Origin of the sequence: Aquimarina brevivitae, from assembly GCF_004216895.1 — a bacterium.
GTDB classification, from domain to species: domain Bacteria; phylum Bacteroidota; class Bacteroidia; order Flavobacteriales; family Flavobacteriaceae; genus Aquimarina; species Aquimarina brevivitae.
The window spans coordinates 229,041-248,246 of sequence record NZ_SGXE01000001.1 but is presented as its reverse complement, the minus strand read 5'-3'; the positions used below and the strand labels follow the sequence as shown (position 1 = coordinate 248,246).

The 19,206-nt window shown below is 40.3% G+C and carries 5 protein-coding genes; 2 read left to right on the top strand and 3 right to left on the bottom strand.

Features of this window, described 5'->3' with window-relative positions; all coding sequences use genetic code 11:
• The first annotated feature begins 133 nt into the window (after window positions 1-133).
• Window positions 134-3,067: a SusC/RagA family TonB-linked outer membrane protein gene (locus EV197_RS00930; RefSeq protein WP_130284858.1), complete on the top strand. Its 2,934-nt coding sequence runs from the start codon at window positions 134-136 to the stop codon at window positions 3,065-3,067.
• Between the two features lie 14 nt (window positions 3,068-3,081).
• Window positions 3,082-4,413: a RagB/SusD family nutrient uptake outer membrane protein gene (locus EV197_RS00925; protein ID WP_130284857.1), complete on the top strand. Its 1,332-nt coding sequence runs from the start codon at window positions 3,082-3,084 to the stop codon at window positions 4,411-4,413.
• A 59-nt stretch (window positions 4,414-4,472) separates the two neighbouring features.
• Here EV197_RS00925 and EV197_RS00920 read toward each other — a convergent pair whose 3' ends face one another.
• From EV197_RS00920 to EV197_RS00910, 3 genes are read right to left on the bottom strand one after another with little or no spacing between them, the layout of a single operon-like run.
• On the bottom strand, window positions 4,473-12,035 hold the full coding sequence (locus EV197_RS00920; protein ID WP_130284856.1) for a T9SS type A sorting domain-containing protein: 7,563 nt from the start codon (window positions 12,033-12,035) through the stop codon (window positions 4,473-4,475).
• A gap of 1 nt (window position 12,036) precedes the next feature.
• Complete coding sequence (locus EV197_RS00915) at window positions 12,037-14,343, bottom strand: fibronectin type III domain-containing protein (RefSeq protein WP_130284855.1); 2,307 nt, start codon at window positions 14,341-14,343, stop codon at window positions 12,037-12,039.
• Between the two features lie 42 nt (window positions 14,344-14,385).
• Window positions 14,386-19,176 carry a hypothetical protein gene (locus EV197_RS00910; protein ID WP_130284854.1) on the bottom strand — a complete coding sequence of 1,597 codons (4,791 nt, stop codon included), beginning with the start codon at window positions 19,174-19,176 and terminating at the stop codon, window positions 14,386-14,388.
• Between the last annotated feature and the right edge of the window lie 30 nt (window positions 19,177-19,206).

The window sequence follows — 19,206 nt, the reverse complement described above, 5'->3', positions numbered from 1 at the left end:
AAATATGTAATGAAATAGTAATTTAAATAGGAAAAATTTACGGTTTTACCGTAATCATTACAAACAAATGTTAGTTTAACATTATTTTTTGAATTTCTTTTAATAGTTTTAACCAACCTTTAAACAAATCATTATGAAAAAACGAACTCACATTAGCAGGGTTAGGTTCTTGCTAGTTTTAATTTTTATGCCTGTGCTTCTATTCGCACAGGAAACCATCACCGGTAAAGTGGTGATTGAAGGTACTGGAGAGCCGGCACCTTTTGTTAATGTTATTGAAGAAGGCACCAGAAATGGTACATCTTCGGATATGGATGGAAACTTCAGTATTACTGTTAGTAGTCTTCCCGTAAATTTAAAAGTGACTGCACTGGGCTTTGCAGGCAAGACTGTGACTGTTGAGAAAGCAGGTGATATTACGATCACGGTAAGTGAATCTATGGAAGCCTTAGAAGAAGTGGTAGTTACGGGATTAGCAAGTTCGATTAAGAGAGAAAACTTAGCAAATGCTGTAGCCACGGTATCTTCAGAGGAATTAGTGGGGACGACCGGTCAACCCACTGTTGATGGAGCACTGTATGGTAAAGTTCCAGGGGTAAATATTGTATCTTCATCTGGTGCGCCAGGAGGAGGATTCGCCCTGCGTTTAAGAGGGGTATCTTCGATCAATGGTAATAACCAACCCTTATTTATTGTAGATGGGGTGTACTATAACAATGATGAAATACCAACAGGATTAAGAGCTGCATCAGGAGCCAATAGAGGTAATGAAGAAAACTCTTCCAATAGATTGGCCGATTTAGATCCGAATGATATTGAAAATATTGAAATCCTTAAAGGTGCTTCTGCTGCGGCGATTTATGGACAGCGTGCAAATGCCGGGGTGGTTATTATTACTACCAAGAGAGGTAAAGGTGGAAAAACAAAAATTAACTTTAGTCAAGATACAGGAATTGCATTTATCATGAATCCATTAGGATTGAGACCGTGGACGGCTGAATCTGTTGAAGCTGCTTTTGGCGCTGCCGAACGAGCTAGATATGAAGCTGCGGTTAATGGCGGCGGTTTAATTGATTATGAAGATGCAATATACGGAGAAACTGCGTTGATCACAGAAACCAGATTAAGTACCTCAGGGGGTAATGATAAAACCAAATTCTATGTTGGGGGATCTTACAGAGATGAAGAAGGTATTATAAAAAATACTGGATTTGATCGTTTATCGATAAGAGCTAATATTGATCACAAAATTTCTGATGTATTTGATTTCTCTATTAACTCCAACTTTGTTCGAAGTAATAATAGTAGAAGTTTTACCGGTAACGAAAACGAAGGAGGTTTAAGTTATGGATATACGCTAGCGTTTACACGTCCGTGGTATAACTTATTTCCAGACGAAAATGGTAATTATCCTAATAACCCTAACTATCCTGGTAACCCTATTTTTGTAAGAGATCAGGCTAGAAATGAAGATTCAACGAATAGATTTCTTCAAGGATTTAAATTAAATACTAAACTATTTACTGATGATCGAAACAGTGTTCGTTTCTTAGTCAGTGGAGGTTTGGATTATGTAGCCAATGAAACTTTTGTATATGTACCTGAAACCCATCAAGCTCAAGTAGGAGGACAGGAAGGTTTTATTGCTGTTGGTAAAAACAATATTACCCAATTCAATACTCAAGCCATTGGAGTTTGGGATCATACTGCCCTTAGTGGTGATTTAAATTTTACCACCCAGGCGGGTATTACTTATATTGATATTGAGCGGAATTTCGTAAACAGTCAGGGTGCAGATTTGTTACCTGGACAAACGAACGTTGATCAGTCAGTAAACCAAACTATAAATCAATTCTTAGCAAAAGAAAAAGACTTTGGATATTTTGGGCAGGTCGAAGGTAATTATAAAGACCAGGTAATCGCTACTGTAGGTTATCGTTTGGATAAATCTACAAGAAACGGAGATCCTAATGAATTTTATGGGTTCCCTAAAGCTTCTTTGGCCCTTAATTTAAACAACTTTGATTTTTGGAATATAGAAGCGATTAATCAATTCAAATTAAGAGCGGCCTATGGTGAAACCGGTAGCCCAGCAACTTTTGGTGCTACTTTTACCAGTTTAGGAGCAACCAACATAGGCGGTAATGGTGGAGCATCAGTAGCCGGTCTAAGAGGAGATCCAGATATTAAGCCAGAAACCTCTAAGGAATTTGAAACCGGTTTTGATATCAGCTTTTTACAAAATAGAGTTTCTTTTGAAGCTACCTATTATAACAGATCTGTAGATGATTTGATTTTAACACGTCAATTACCAGCTTCTTCTGGATTTACTACAGAAACTACGAACTTAGCTGATTTGACAAACCAAGGTGTGGAATTAGCCTTAAGAGCTGACGTTATTAGAACCGATAATGTGTTTTGGAACACAGGAGTTCAGTTCTATAAAAACGTATCAGAAATTACTCGACTAGATGTACCAGCATTTGCACAACCTGGAGCAGGATTTGGAACTGGTTTGGGAACTTTTTTCATAGAAGAAGGACAACCGGTAACACAGTTAGTGGGTAATATTGATGGAGTGTTGACTCAGGTTGGTAATGTGGAGCCAGATTTTCAAATGGCCTTTAACAATCAATTAACGCTATTTAAACAACTTGATATTTCCTTTTTATTGCAATGGAAAGAAGGGGGAGAAAACTTAAACTTGTCAAAATTCTTAACAGATTTAGGAAGAACTACTCCTGATTTAGAAACTCCAGAAGGACAAGCGAGAAGAACCTCTCCTGCTAATGCTGCTCGTTTTGTGGAGCCAGCGGGTTACGTAAGACTTAGAGAGGCAGCGATCTACTACAATTTTGAAAACAAAGTTGTAAAAAGCCTTTTTGGGGATAATGTTCAAGGGGTGAGACTTGGTTTTTCAGGTAGAAATATTTTTACCATTACGGATTACTCGAGTTATGATCCCGAAGTTTCTGTAAATGGAGGTGCTGGACTTTCAAGTGGAATTGAGGTTACTCCTTTCCCGAGTTCGAGCCAATTTTATTTCCATTTAAATGTTAACTTTTAATAATGAATTTGATTATGAAAAATATATTAAAAAATACAGTAAGAACGGGATTATGCCTTTCAATACTGTTTTTTACAGCTTGTAATTTTGACGAGTCTGTAGACCCTAATGGCCCTAGTGTAGAAGGAGTGGAAACAGGGGCGAGCAGAGACCAATTGAATGGTTTAGCAGTAGCCGTTGAAGCTACCTTAAGAAATGGTATTGGTATCGAAACCACATCTAGTGGAACGATGGCAAGAGAATTATACTTGTTTGATGCCGATCCCAGAAATACAGGAGACTTGTTAGGTAAAGACGGTATATCTTTAGATAATAACTCTTTTTACAGTACAGCACAATGGAATGGTAGCTACCGATCTATCAAAAATGCGAATTTATTGATCCAAGCAGCTACAAATACAGATGCGATTACTGATGAAGAAAGAAACGGTTATATAGGCTATGCAAAAACATTGATTGCTTATGAATTGATACAGATTTTAAAATCGTATGGACAAGCAAGAGTAGATGTGGCTGATCCAGATAATTTAGGACCTGTTTTAAATTTTGCTGATGCTTTAAGCGAAGTTAGGTTAATGTTGGACGAAGCGGATACAAATCTTGCTAATGCAGGTGCGACATTTCTATTTGCATTAAGTAGTGGTTTTACAGGTTTTGATACGCCTAGCGACTTTAGAGAATTTAATAGAGCCGTTTCTGCTGTAGCAGCGGTATATGCTGGGGATGGTAACGGAGCACTGACGGATTTAACAGATTCATATTTTGGATTAGGCGTTGATTTAGAAGTTGGTCCAAAGCATGTCTTTAGCTTAAGCGGAGGTGATCAGGCAAATCCAGTGTTTAGAATTCCATCTACATCTGCTGCCGAACCGAATAACGGTGATCAAATTATTGTACACAACAGCTGGATCAATGATGCAGAACCGGGTGATACTAGAGTAGATGAAAAAGCAGCGGTAAGACCAGATCCAAGTACCCAGGATGGGTTAAATGGAACTCACGAAACTAGATTATATGCTTCTAACGTTTCGCCAATCGATATTATTCGAAACGAAGAATTAATTTTGGTGTATGCGGAGGCAAGTATTTTAGCTAATAATCTTCAGGATGCTGAGGATGCTTTGAATGTAATTCGTAATGCAGCAGGATTAGCAGACTATGCGGGTCCACAAACAGCAGCGGATTTAACAACAGAGATGTTGAGACAAAGACGTTATTCTTTATGGTGTGAAAATCACAGAATGTTTGATTTAAGACGATACGGATTATCAAACACTTTGCCAATAGACAGAACTGGAGATCAAATATTTAATGTGCTTCCATTGCCTTTAGCAGAAGTGCAATAATTACAATCTTTTGTATATAATAAACCCCGCAGAATGCGGGGTTTTTATGTATCATAGAACTACTCTACTACAATTTTTCTGACATAGCTTTTTTGAGGAGTTTGTAGCATTAGGAAGTAAATTCCTGAAGGTAGTGTTCCTTGCATAGCAAATGGTATTTCGTAACTATGACTATCATTTCTGCTTACATTGTTGAGCATGGCATTGTTGGCCAGGCTAAACAATTTGAGATCAATGTTGGTAGGTTCATTAAATTCAAGATTGACGGTAAAGTTCCCTTGATTAGGGTTTGGATAGGTTAAAAACTCCAAGAGCCCTTCTTTACGTTGATCTTCTCTATCAAAGGCAGGTTCTCTAACGGTAATGATTTTAGTATACGTTTTGGTACAAGCCCCAACACTCGCAGTCATTTCAATTTGGTAGTCACCTGGAGTTTCGGTGACCAGTTCAGCGTACCCTGGATCAGAAGTGATGACGGTTAGCCCATTAGGTATATTCCATTGAATCAGATCAGGTAGTGGATTACTGACATCTACGATCACAAAAGGCTCTCCTATAAACAAGTCCGAAGATACCAGGAACTCGGCTCCGATTTCAGTATCGAGTACTGTAACTTCTATGGTGTCACTACTGATACAGCCTAAGGCAGTAGTTACCCAAACGCTATAATTACCAGACTCAGCTAGTGTAACTTCTGGAGTAGTTGCCATAAATCCTTGATCACTTTGCCACTGATAAGTTGCTAATGGATCGTTAATGGTTGCATTGAGGGTTGTCGATTGGTCTTTACACAGGATGATATCTTCTCCCAGATTGATGATCAACTGTTCAGGATCAAAGAGTTCATATTGCCAAAGGGTCAAACACCCACGGCTATCGATAATTTCTACGGTATGTATTCCTGCCTCAAGTCCGGATGCATACTGGCTGTTTTGTCCATTGCTCCAGCTGTAGGTATATGGAGGTGTTCCTCCAACAGGGGTAATGTCAATAGTTCCATCATTACCCTGATAACAAGTAGGGTCCGTAGTGGTGGCGGTTAGCTGTAGGGCCTCAGGTGGTGTAGCCGTAACAGAGCGCTGTATACTACACCCTCTTCTGTCTTGTACCGTAAGAATATAAATCCCCGGTGGCACATCCGTGAGTTCAGGATTCGTTCCATACCCAGCTGCCCAGAGGTAGATGTAGGGTGGAGTACCTCCGCTTACCTGGCTGGTAATACTCCAGTCGCTGCCATCTCCACAACGCTGGTAATCCGCAGTGAGTTGTAATGTAAGTGCTTCAGGCTCTGTAATGGTATAGGGATCACTTTGTACTGTGTTGCCATTGGCATCGGTAGCAATTACATAATAGATACCTGTTCCTACACCATTGAGCAGAGCACTGTTTCCTATGCTGTTCGTATTTCCTTGTTGATACCATAAAAAGGAATAGGCTCCAATTCCACCCGTTGCAGTTGCTCTAAGGCTTCCATTAGTATCTGCATTACAAAGAACAATATTCACTTCATTAATGGTTATCAATAGTTCTTCAGGTTGATCTATAGTAAAGGATTGCGAAATCTCACAAGCCTGCGCATCTGTAATCACTAAGGTATAGGTTCCTTCGCCTATGTCTGATAAGGTTGCGGAGGTTTCATTTAAACTTCCATTACTATCCGACCACTGATACGTATAGGGTGGTGTTCCTCCTGTTACCGATGTTATTATACTTCCATTTGTTAGTTCAAACCCTGTGGGATTATTTACTTCGGAGGAACTTATAATCAATGGATCAGGCTGGTTCAATTGTAAAGCTAAAATACCTATATTTCCATTATTTTCATAGAAGCATCCATTAGTGTCTTGTAATTGCACCTGATATAATCCATCAGTTAGATTAGTAATTTGTGTTGTAGATCCATTACTAAAAGGAATCCAGTTGCTGTATGATTCATTGCTCAATCGGTATCGATAGAAGTAGTTTCCACTACCTCCTGAAGCGCTAATGATAATACTTCCATTGGTTTCTCCAAAACAATTTGGATCATAACCAGCAAGATCTCCAGTAATTGGGAGTGGTTGAGTTACTGTGAATACTGCACTGCGTTCAGAGATTCCCTCAGCATTACTTACTATGATATAATAGGAGCCTACCGTAATTCCATTTAAAGTGTTAGTATTTCCTATTTGTATATCTGTGGCTGCATCAAACCATTGATAGGTATTTCCACCTACTCCACCTGTAGTAATGACTTCTAAAATTCCATCGCTACCTCCAAAACAACTAATTTGTTGAGTTTGGGTAATGCCTACTAATAATTCACCTGGATTGGCAAGGTTATAGGTATCATTAATGATGCATCCTTCGGCATCTGTTACTTCAATACTATAAGCTCCTTCTGGCTGATTGGTCAATGTGCTTGTTTGGGTATTGCTATTTGACTCTAAGCTTACTATGGTACCGGTATCATCTGTCCACTGATAGGTATATGGAGAAATGCCGCCTAAGATAGAAATGGCTATAGAACCATCCGTAGCACCTGTTGCTGAAGGACGTACAATAGCGACATTGTTGATTTCATAAGTGTCAGGTTGTAGTACCGTTATGGTATCGCTGGTCACTGAGCAATTATTTTCATCAGTAACCGTAACCTCATAGTCACCTGCGGTTATTCCAGAAATTGTATTTGTGGTAGCTCCCAAGATACTCCATTGATAGGTATAATTACCAGTACCTCCAACTACGGTAACTTCAATACTACCATCTGTACCGTTAAAACATCCAACATCAATTACATTGATGTTGGTAATCTCTAAGAGATTTGGTTGAATAAGGTTGATATTGTTTGCGTCGGTTTGATTGTTATTTGTATCCATCACTTCTACCCGGTATATTCCTGTAGGTATAGCTCCGCTAGTATTGGTATCGCTAATTAGGTTATTTTCGGAATCAAACCATCTATAGGTATATGGGGAAACACCACCCAGTGCATTAGCAGTGAGTTCACCATTTTCACCGAAACAAAGAATAGAGCTTTCAGTGATTGTTACGAACAGAGGATCCGGTTGATCTATTACATATGCAAGAGGTCCAAGTCCACAACCATTAGTATCCAGAAGCGTTAAGAAGTACTCTCCTGCACCAATATTATTTAGCGTATTCATATTGGTGCCTATAGGAATGTTAGCGTCATTTGTCCAAGCATAGCTGTATGGAGGGGTGCCTCCTTCGGCATTTACGGTTATACTACCATTGGTGAGTCCATTGCCAGTAGCATCGATAATAGAAGCTGAAGCAATACTTAACTGAGCTGCTGGTTCTGTGATGTTAATTGTAAGATTAGTTTGGCACAGATTGCCATCTCTAATGGTTAGATCGTAGGTTCCAGCAGAAAGTCCAAATACATCTTCTGTATTAGCACCATTACTCCAGAAAAATGAATACGGAGCTACTCCACCACTAACCGTTACGTCAATACTACCATCATCACCCGCATTGCACGAAACATCAGAAGACAAAAACGAGGCTTGTAGCAAGGGTGGCTCTGCAATGGTATAATTACTAGAAGCTTCATTTCCATTAACATCTGAAACGGTAAATGTGTACGTGCCACTACCTAAATTAGAAACCGTAATTGTCGTAGAAAGTGTGGTAGTAGTATCATTGGTATTAATCCATTGATAAGTATAAGGTGGCACTCCACCGGTTGCAGTTCCGCTTAAGGTTATAGTTTGGTCTCCATAACAAAGAATCGTAGTGTCTTGTTGTATGTTGGTTATTTCCAATAACTCAGGTTGAGTGACCTCAAAGCTATCTATGTAGCTACATCCATTGTCATCAATGATGGTAAGTTCATAGAAACCTGCTTGTAAGTTATTGATGCTGGCAGTTGTACCAATTACCGTAGGATCACCTACTACTCGCCATTGGTAGGTATATGGAGGCGTACCTCCAGCAGCAGTGATGGCTATTGCGCCATTGGCTGTTTCAAAACCACTAAGGTTGGTAATTATACTATCAGCTATGGATATAGATTCAAAAGGTTGTGTCAGTTCAATAGGATCAGAGGTTAGGGTACAATCATTAGCATCGGTGATGGTAACGCTGTAATTATCTTCAACCAGTCCACTAATATCTTCAGTAGTTGATCCGTTAGACCATAGGTAGGTGTAAGGCGCAGTTCCCCCGGTTATGGTTATGTCAATAGCTCCTGTAGCTTCTCCAAAACAGTTGATATTTGTTTGAGTAAAAGAGATGGCTAATGGATCCGGTTGCACCACTTCAAAGAGTGCGGAGGCGGTAGCCCCAGCGGTATCGGTAATATCGACACGATATTCACCGGCATCGGCTCCGATAAGTAGCTGAGAGGTATCACTCAGCGCTACAAAAACATCGGTTTCATCTTTTTTAAACCATTGATAAGTGTAGGGAGTAGTTCCACCTGTAACGGTAGCCAGCAGTCTAGCATTGTCATCACCGTTACATTTTAAATCCGTAGCAGCGGTTTCATAATCCAATGTAACCGTTAAAAGATCAGGTTCTGTAATAGTAAAGGAACGGCTAAGCGTACATCCGGTATTATCCGTTGTACTACCATAACCACCATCCTGTACCGTTAGGGTATAGGTACCTGCAGGGATATTGCTTATATCTTCAGTAGTAGCCGTAAACCCATTAGGTCCAGACCAGCTATAGGTATATCCTCCGTTGCCTCCACTAACAGTGATATCTACAGCACCAGTATTTTGACCAAAGATAGTGACGTCACTGGTTATTCCTGTAATTTCAATAGCAGTAGTAGGTCCTGTGATCGTTTCTGATTGCATATTAGTAGTACACCCATTAGCATCGCTAACAACAATTTGATAGGTAGCCTCTCCAAGGCCATTGAATGCATTATTAGTTTGATAAGAAGCTCCGTTATTAATAGAATAGGACAGAGTTCCGCTACCACCTGTAGCATTAATAACGATGGTTCCGTCATTACCCCCAAAACAATTTATATTGGTAGTTGTGACATTGCTGATACTCAACAATGGAGGCGAAGCAATGGTAAAGGTTGCAGAGGTGACTGTATTTCCTGTTCCGTTAGTATCTCGTAGGGTTACATAATATACACCATCGGATAGCCCAATAATGGTAGCGTTATTGCCAATTATAGTAGCGGGATCATTTTGATTATACCAGGCATAAGTATACTGTCCATCCCCACCTACTGCATTTGCTGTAAGGCCTCCAAGGTCTTGATTACAACGGACCTCTTCACCCGGACTTACAGAGACAGTTACCGAGAGTTCCTGAAGCGTTATGGATTCAGTAGCGGTACATCCCTGGCTATCGGTTGCGGTTACCGTATAGGTACCATCAGCAAGCCCTGATATGGCTGCGGTATTTTGTCCGGTGTTCCAGGAGTATGAATAAGATCCTGTACCTCCCTGTGCTTCCACGCTAATACTACCATTAGTATTACCGGCAGAGGGGCTAAAAAAGCTAAGGACAGTAATACTCACAGGTGTTGGAGGTTCGTTAATAACTACAGTAGAAGAAGTACTGACAGGAGTACATCCTCGACTATCGGTTAGTGTAAGGGTATATGCTCCGGCAGAGAGCTCGCTAAGATCTTCACTAGTTGATGTAAAACTATTGGGTCCTGTCCAGGAGGTGGTATACGGAGCAGTACCTCCAGCAATAGTTAATGCGATACTACCATTATTACCTCCATTACAGCTCACATCTGTACCCACCGTTGAAAAATCAAATACCGCTGGAGCCGTTATGGTTCTGTCTGTAATTATGGTGCTACCGCTACCTCCATTATCTGTAACACTGATGCGATACAATCCCACCGATAAATTATTGACGGTATAGGTTTGGCCATTTGCTAAGGTCAGTGCATCTCCGGTAGAGACGTATGTATTGGAAGTATTTCTTTTTAACAAGTCATAGCGGTAATTGGCAGTTCCACCCTGTACTCTGGCTGAAATACTTCCATCATCATCAGTGGTTGTATTGTTACCACAACTGAGATTAGCTACATTAACCGCGGTAAACTCATAGCGCCCTACCGTAAAACTTCTGGAAACGGAGCATCCTTTTGTATCCGTTACCGTAACAGTATAACTACCTGGTGCTAGTCCGTTTATATCTTGATTTGTAGATGTATAGGAAGAAGGCCCTGTCCAATTATAGGTATAGCCTCCTGTATTTCCACCTGAAGCAGTGATGTTTATACTTCCATTATTCCCTGGACCAAAGGTAGCGTCCTGTGTGGTCCCTGAAATAACGATTGGGGATGGTTGTGTAATATCTATAGCAACGCTTGTGTTGCCTGAAGATGTGCCTTGACAGAAATTGGTGTCTCGAACTTCTATGGTATATGTACCTGCACCTCGGGATAAGGTAGTAGGGTTGCCAGAAAAGGAAGTCCAACTACCGCTATTAATATGATATTGATACGACCCGGTACCTCCTGCAGCATTTATGGTAATGCTTCCATTGTTACTGGTACCCTGACCCGAAGCACAGGAGATATCGTTTTTAGAAACGGTAAACTCAACGGGGACAGGAGCATTGATTTCGAAGAAATAAAATGGCGCCTCAGAACCGACTTGAGAGCCCTCAAAGAAAGATTGATATCTTATGCGATACTGTCCAGGTGATAAATCATAAGGCCATGGATATTGATCTTCACTATTGAGATCATTTGGTAATATTGGAAAAATACCATTATCATCGGTTTGCTGTATCCACTGATTTCCAGCTTCTAATTTCCATAGTTCAGGAGAAAGTGTTTCTCCACTATCAAGAGGTCTGTCAAAGTCCAGTATAAAACTACCATCATTACTATCAAAACATTTAGTTTCAATAGTTTGTGGAGGATTGGCATCAAGACCAGGAGAACAATTGATAAACCTGTATGTTAATGCCTCAGAATATTCATTGTTGCTGGCATTATTGGTATGTCGATATCTAATCCTAAAATTTTGTCCTAATACTAAACCGGGAAAATCAGACAGGTTAATTTGAGTTTCATAGGGATGTTGGCCGTAAGAAAGCAAAGTCCCTTCGTAAATTAGATCTCCATCTAAGTCATATTCTAGAGCGTAAAAAGGATCAATTACACAATTACTACTCATTCTAACTTTTTTACCTTCACAAACTGGTATTAAATTATTAGTAGTAGAATAATTGTTTATGGACTTAACTGATTCTAACTCATATAGGCGAAACCTTGGGGTATCAACAAATCTAAAACAGGTAAATGAAAGCTGCTCATAGGGAAAACAGTTATAGGTGTCAAAATTAATATTATAAGTTCCCTGATTGTTACACCCAGAACCACTAGGGTAAAAGTCCTGACCTATAAAACTTTCTAAATTATCAGCTCTTTCAGGAAGAAGAAAAACTTCATCTTTCGTATAATTTCTAGGGATTCCATTGGGAGTAGAAGTAGCTAAAACAGTAGCACTAATGTTTGAAGGAGTTTGAAGTCTCAAGTACCAATCTGCAGTGGCAAAAGTTGTTCCTCCTTGAGTGACTTCTATAGTCATATCATATTCTACTTTATATCTAACCTGAGCTTTTATAATTAAGCTACAAATTGAAAATATTATTAAAGTTAAAACAATTCTCTTCTTCATATCAATAGGTTACTTTAGTACTACTATACTCAGAATAGCTTCCGTCGTTATACACTACTCTGATGATATATTTGTAGGTTGTATTAATGGTGAGTTTGGTGTCGGTAAATAGTTGGGTTTGGGGCGGTAGTACTTTGTACAAGGTAGACGGTTTATCATCCACCGCTCTGTACAATTCAAATCCTGAAATATCAATGCCTTTAAAACGCCAGCTCAAAACAATGGTTTTTTCATATTGATTCACATTGGCATAAAATCCTTTAACCCCTTCTCGTAAACCACTCTTTGGAATAATAACCGATACTGGCGGTGCGGGTGCTGACTCTAATCCGCTTTCATCTCTGGCAATGACGGTATAGTTGTAATAGTTTCCTGCTTCTACATTTTTGTCGGTATAGCTGCTGTTTTTTGATTTTGGACTTTGATGTACCAAATTCCAATTGGCATCTTTTTCTCCTTTGCGATATATATAATGTCCTTCCACATCAACACTTGAACTATTGGCCCACTCTAGTTGCACATGACCCTTTACTATAGCATAGGAGGTAAACACTGGCATTGTTGGGGGTACCACATCCGGTTTGGTGAGTTCTAAAATTGCAGAAGGCTTGGACATATTATACCTTCTGTCTACGGCAATGAGTTGATAGTATACTTTACTACCCATATTGGCAATAGGCACCGTATCGGTAAATTTGGTTTGGGTATAGGGAGCTTCGGTTAACTGTGAGTATTCTTCATTTTTGCGATTACCACGATAAATACGATACCCCTGAATATCCTCTTCGGTATTCGGTGTCCATTGCAATTGTACCACACCAGTACTATCCACAGTTCCTGTTAAACCTTCTGGTTGTTTCGGCGGAATAGAATCTATCGGTTGTACCAACATCGAAAAGGAATCACGTTGGTTATTTTCTTTACCTATTGCCGTGATTTTAAAATAATTCGAAGCGCGTAATTTGTCATATCGTATCCTTCTGGCGGTAGGAGGGATGTTAGTTACCACCGGCATATAAACTCCTTGGGCAGTGTTGGCTCGCTTTAAGCTAAACCCTGTAATTTCTGGCGTGCCCTGTTCTGGGAATTCCCAAATCAATTCCACTTCATCTTGGGATAACAGTTTTTTAGAAATCAAATGTGGTACATATTTCAATACCGATTTGCCTGTTCCGGTTACTATTGCTGAAGCAGGTCCAGTTTCCCCAAAAGAGGTGATCCCTTTAATTCTGTAATAATAATTTTGACTATTGGCAATGGAATCGATGTATAAAGTCCTTGCAGCTTCTTTTTCTTGTGCTCGGGTTAGGGTCGCATAGGGAACACTACTTAGCTTTCTGAAATTGCTGCCATCTTCTGAGCGTTCGATACTATAGGCATTGTAAGTGTTTTTTAGAATTTTAGAATTCCAGCTTAACAAGGTACTTTGATCCTGAAATACACCAACAAAGTCAACAGGTTCGGGTAAGGGTTCATAATCCATAATTCCGATATAGACCCCTCCTTCCTTGGTTTTGAGTTCGGTTTCAGGAATGTTGGCGACTACTTTATACAAATATTTTTCATTCGGTTGTACAGTCGTATCCACATACCCTAAGCCAGCCTTTTGGGCAATGTGAAAATTTTGATCTGCCGCATATAAAGCAAAGGCAAAACGTTGTTGTTGTTCTTCCGCTCTATTGATAACGGAAGCCAAACCACCACCACCTTCCACAACAAAACTTTCTCCCCATAGTGCTTGAGCCATGATAGCTCCCTGATCACTTTCTTCAGCCAACATTTCCCATTCCATCATAGGAGCCGGCATAAAGCGTTGGCCTATAATGACTTTTTCGGGTTGTGCTAAGGTTTGTCGATCTCTGGAAATGGTATAGCGCTCCAAGGTGTACCCGTAGCGATTACCTTTTTTCCAGGAGATGGGTGTGTTTAGTGACCAACGCAATAGAATTTGATCTTCCTGCGCTCGGGCAATTACTTTGATCTCTGGGAGTTCTTCTGTAGACTGTGCGTTACCTGCTTTTGAATAAAAAGATAGAATTAGCACTAAAAGTACAATTGATTTGAGATTACTACACCCCCTTGGTCTAAGGCAGTTGTATTTAAAAAATTTAAAGTATAGAATTGCTTGTAAAACATCCATCCCCAACCCCTTCCTTCGAAGGAAGGGGTTAGAAGCCTCCCCTTCAGGGGAGGTTGGAGGGGTATTATGCATAAAAATGATATCAATAATTTTAAATGCGATACCCCTGATCTCTATCCACCTTAGGAGGGAATTTTTTTTCTTAATATTTAATATTATATTTTTCACAATTGTAGCTTTCATTTCCTCAATTATATCTTATTACCTAGTCTAATCAGGATTCACATAGTTAAATGTAGCACTAGTACCTGTTATACCTCCAGGTAGCTGATACGTATATTTGGCCTTATAATCACCAGATTTGATATACGGAAATACTCCATTGATTATGTAATTGTACTGTGCAATTTCGTTTTGGTATGCCTCAGGATTATTTAAATATGCATTAACCACCTTGTACTGTATATCTATAAAATCTGATTTATAATAGATCGGTAAATTATAGGTGTGTGGCAAGCGTTCTTTTAGATAAGCGCTCTCAGGGTTCACTTCGAGATAGGTTTGGTACCAGGTTAATTGATCCATACCTCGTTTTGGTGGTATGCCCAGCTCACTAACATTTCTATCTACTGTAAACTGCGGTTTCAATGGATAATTTTTATAAATCAATGGATAAATTTCGTTTGTATAGTAATTATCTTGTAGCGTTGCTTCTACTGCAATCAACGGTGTACCTGCTGTGTATTCCGTACCCAGTAGTTCGGGTATGTCGAAAGCTTCACTTTGTCCCACCACCGCTTTGAGCTTGTGCACATCTGCATAAATAATCTCTCGCAAAGGAGCGGTCAAGCGCTTGTTCTCCATTTTTTCTTTAAACGTGTTATGCGTACTAGTTGCAAAGTCGTACATAAGCATTTCTATAGTTTCTGGATTGGTCGTTAACCCTTCAATACTTACCGATTTCATTTCGATGGTGTTTTCTCCATCCCCTAGATCCGTAGCAGCGTAGGATGCACTGGTGGTACTAACTGCTGCACCTGGTGGGAGGGTTAGTAACTGTATCTTGTAATCTTGGTTATTGCTAAGTACTGGCAACGGAATAGTTACTTTCTTTTCACCAGCGTTATAGGATAAAGAAGACTCAACTGCCATATCAAAGTCGTCTGCGAAAAATGCCTTTTGTGACCAGCCTTCTTCCAGATTAAATAAATAGGACTGTCCTCTTTTTAGCTTTATATACGCATTTTGATACTCTTTCGGAAAGAAATACTGTTGATCAATGACCGGATAGCAATAGGCAATATTCGTCTCAGGAATATAATCTGGGGCTGTGCCTGTGGTAAAGGTGCGTTCTTCTATTTCTTTAACAGCTTCACCGTCTTCTTTAATAGCGGCCCAAATACCGTTTACTTTTTCTTCAAAAGTCACGGAAACGTATAACTTCAGTGTTTTTTGAGGAGGTAATATTTCTGAAGATGTATAACTTAACACATCATTACTGCTATTCCAAGAAATTTCGCCGGGGATATTTTGGCCGGTATCATCTTTAAGGTAAAATTCATCTAAATGAAAGCGGTAATTTTTAACATTCCCGTTATCATCTTCGAGGCGAATTACTTCTCCTACCTGCATATTAAAAGCTACTTGAGGCACCGCAAATACATCTATATCTGTGGTGTTATCTCTAGGTTTGATATCCGCTATAATTTTAAGGCCTCCAATTGGTGACCCTCCGCTGATGACGTCGCATTCTTCACCAAACTGTAATTCAAATCTAAATCTACCTTTAATCAATCCTCCTAACAGATTATAGGAACCGCCTAAATAACCTCTTAGCCATACGGGATTTGGCAGTTTAGCTTGTACCAATGCTGCTGCACCTGCCTCAATGATTGGAATGTTTTTTCGTTTGCCGAAGATTTTAATACGGATACCTAGCTTTCCTTGTAGGTACACATAGGCCTGTCCATTGGCATACCATCCATTGACACCGATCTGACCGCTGCCTCTACAGATGGTATCTCCATAGTCTTTGACCATAATATCAAACCCAAAACCCGCCTGGAATCGTGCGTAGAACACTAAAAAGGTCATATCCCCGGTATCAAATTTAAAATGCGATCCAAAAGCCAATCCGCGTCCGCCTTTAAGCGCATTTTCATCACGCATATAATCTAATTCTCGAAGGTCCAGTCCTAAAATATCTGCTACTTGAGCAGGAGGAGGGGGAGAGGGCGGCATATAGTCTCCCATCATAAAGTAACTCTCAGATTGTATGGCAATACTACCGATACCCATTTTTAGCCCAATGGGATCCGTAGGCGTCCCCACATGGATATACCACTCTCCCGGACCAAAATGTACCACGGCCCATCCGGCACGACCTCCATCGCCTACACCTTTGAATAGTCCTCCTAAGATGTCTATATATAATTCAAAAGTACCGTGGAAGGTATCTTTGACAAAGTCAAATTCAATAGCCACATAAGCATTTAGTCCTTTTTGGCCTTGCATGGTAGCCGGATAGATTGCTTTTGACGCTTCTATCAAATTGGTTTCTTTTAATTGATTTTGTACAGCAGGGGACATCTGGGCCTCTTTTTCTACGATACCCTGAAAATTTGCTGAAATTTCATCACTAGCATCCGTCCATTCGGGTTCCTGCATCATATGACCTTCGCCATATAAACTCACGCGGTTGATACCCCCACTACCATTAAAGGCCATTTCAAAACCAAATCCACCATTAACCATGGATTGTCCACCGGTGACAGAAAACAGCATCATAGCCTTGACACCTAAATTGGTATCGCGATCAGGTACATAGTTAGCCCCTGAAGCTCCGTTATCTAAATTGGAGCTAAAGCCTTCTTTTTTCATACGATAATAGGCACCTCCTCCAAATCCGGTTATGGATAAACCTGTTGGAACAGCAATATCCAGACCTTCGACCATACCGTCAACATACCAATACCTAAAATCGGTTTTACCAAAGGTAGCGCTTAGGTTTACGGCGATACCACCTTTAAAAGTGGCTTTGACCGCTCCGGCAAATCCATCTCCGTAGACCGGATCGTCTTCTCTAAATTCTACATAGCCTTCGATCTGAAAACCAATATCTGCGGCGATTTCCACACGGCGCAGTTTGATCCGTTTAAACTTCCATTTTTCGTAACCTTCGCCATTGTTAAGTTCGCCTTCTATTGATAAGCTCGTTTCTCCGGAAAAACCACCGCTGTCCATCAAATTTATAGCCAGTGTAAAATCTAAGGCAGCCACATTATCCTGTGCGCGGATGCCGATATTAGATATGGTAGCCGGAAAGTTGGCCACTTTAACATCACCCGTATAGTCTGCCCTGCCAATCTGTATAATTGGACTCACCGTTTGCAGCTGAAAATTTTCAAACGTAATCCCTTCAAAATCTGCGGTGGCAGTTGTCGAATTGGACCCATCATTAGAGCCTTTGATGGCCATATTGCCGTGCAGCATGGCTTTGGGTCTAAACTTACCCTCGGATACCCGGAATTCTACAAAGCTATTTTCGGTTAGCGTAGCCTTCGCTTTGAAGATATCAAAGGCGATGGCATCAGCCGGACTGGCATTGAGGACATATTCATCATTGACGGGGTCGATCAAGGCATTATATACCAAAACTTTTGGAGCCGTGATACCCTCTTGTGGCACTAAACGTGTTTGTTCGTTACCTTCTTCATCCAGATACGTCTCCGTTTGTATGGCAGAAACTGTTTCTGTAGTGATCGGTAGTACCAGTGCACCCCCAAAACCAGCGCTTGTCAGGTTACCTGCTATGAATGACACTTCAAACCGATCCACAGAAAACTGCCATCCATCTGCGGTGCCCTGATTGATGGGTAAAATATTTTCGCCTTTAAATGTACCCGAGACCCCATTGTTGTCGATCAACATTTTTTCGGCACCAAAGGTGATGCGTTCATTACTCCCTTTTTTTGAAAATTCTTCTGGGAGCACCACAGTTAAGGATTCTACATACACGCCGCGCCATAAATCCTCTTCGCCTTCGATCAAATACGTTTGCTGATAATCCGGAGAGGGCCATTCCATATTTGGCGAATTACGGATATCGCTAAAATCAAAAATGGCGGTGTTCAGCTCAAAAATGGTCTTCTTAAGCTTGGGTACCTGAAATCGTGGTAAGCTAACCTCTACTAAAATATCATTCCAGTCTGAGGCGGTGACCTGAAAACTGGTGGTTACTTTTACAGGAATATTTGTATTAGGAATGGTAGAATTATCAATCGTGTTATCTGCTTTAACCGGTAAAAGTTTGTTTCTTGAAAACTCAACATCAACCGCAAGTCCTAATTCTTTAAACCCATCACAATCAATGGTTACATAGGTTTTTTTATCTAAATCTCCGGTATCCAGATCAAAACCCCCTTTAAGGATCATCAACACCTCTTTACCCTGAAACGGGATTGGCACATCGCCTAGCAATACCAAATCTGCATCTCCAAACAATCCGCCCTTATGGGACAGTTTTACCCTACTGGCCCCAAAGAATAATTCTCTTTGTTTTCCGGTTTCGTCAATTTGCGGTAATTTAAGGCGCACAAAAATCTCTAACTCAGAATATTCTTTACCTAGCTTAATCTGACTTACCCCCATGATAAACTGCGTACTACCTATCTCTTTTTTAATACCAATAGGTAAGGTAATCGGAGTGTCTCCGGTAAGATACCCTGTAAGACTTTCTAAGAATTTATTTTCGCGTTCCAATTCCAGGATGACTTCTTGGGCTTTACCACGCAGACTGTCTTGTGTGGGATTCATCCCAAAACGGGTATACAACTCATCTGCTTTAAAATCCTGCTGCCTTGCTTTGTTGACCAATTGCTTTAGGTCTTTTTCAATCTTAGTATCCAGACTGGCAAAAGAACGGCTAATCGCCACCGGTGGTGCTATCGGAGCAGTCGCCGTTTCCTTAGCTGTAGCTTTTTTATCCTTCTCCGTATCCGTAGCTGCAAAACTAAGCAGGGATAGGAAAAGGGTAAGTATAAGTAGGTAGTGGTTTTTCATGGTATTTTATGTTGAGTATCCAGGTTCTAT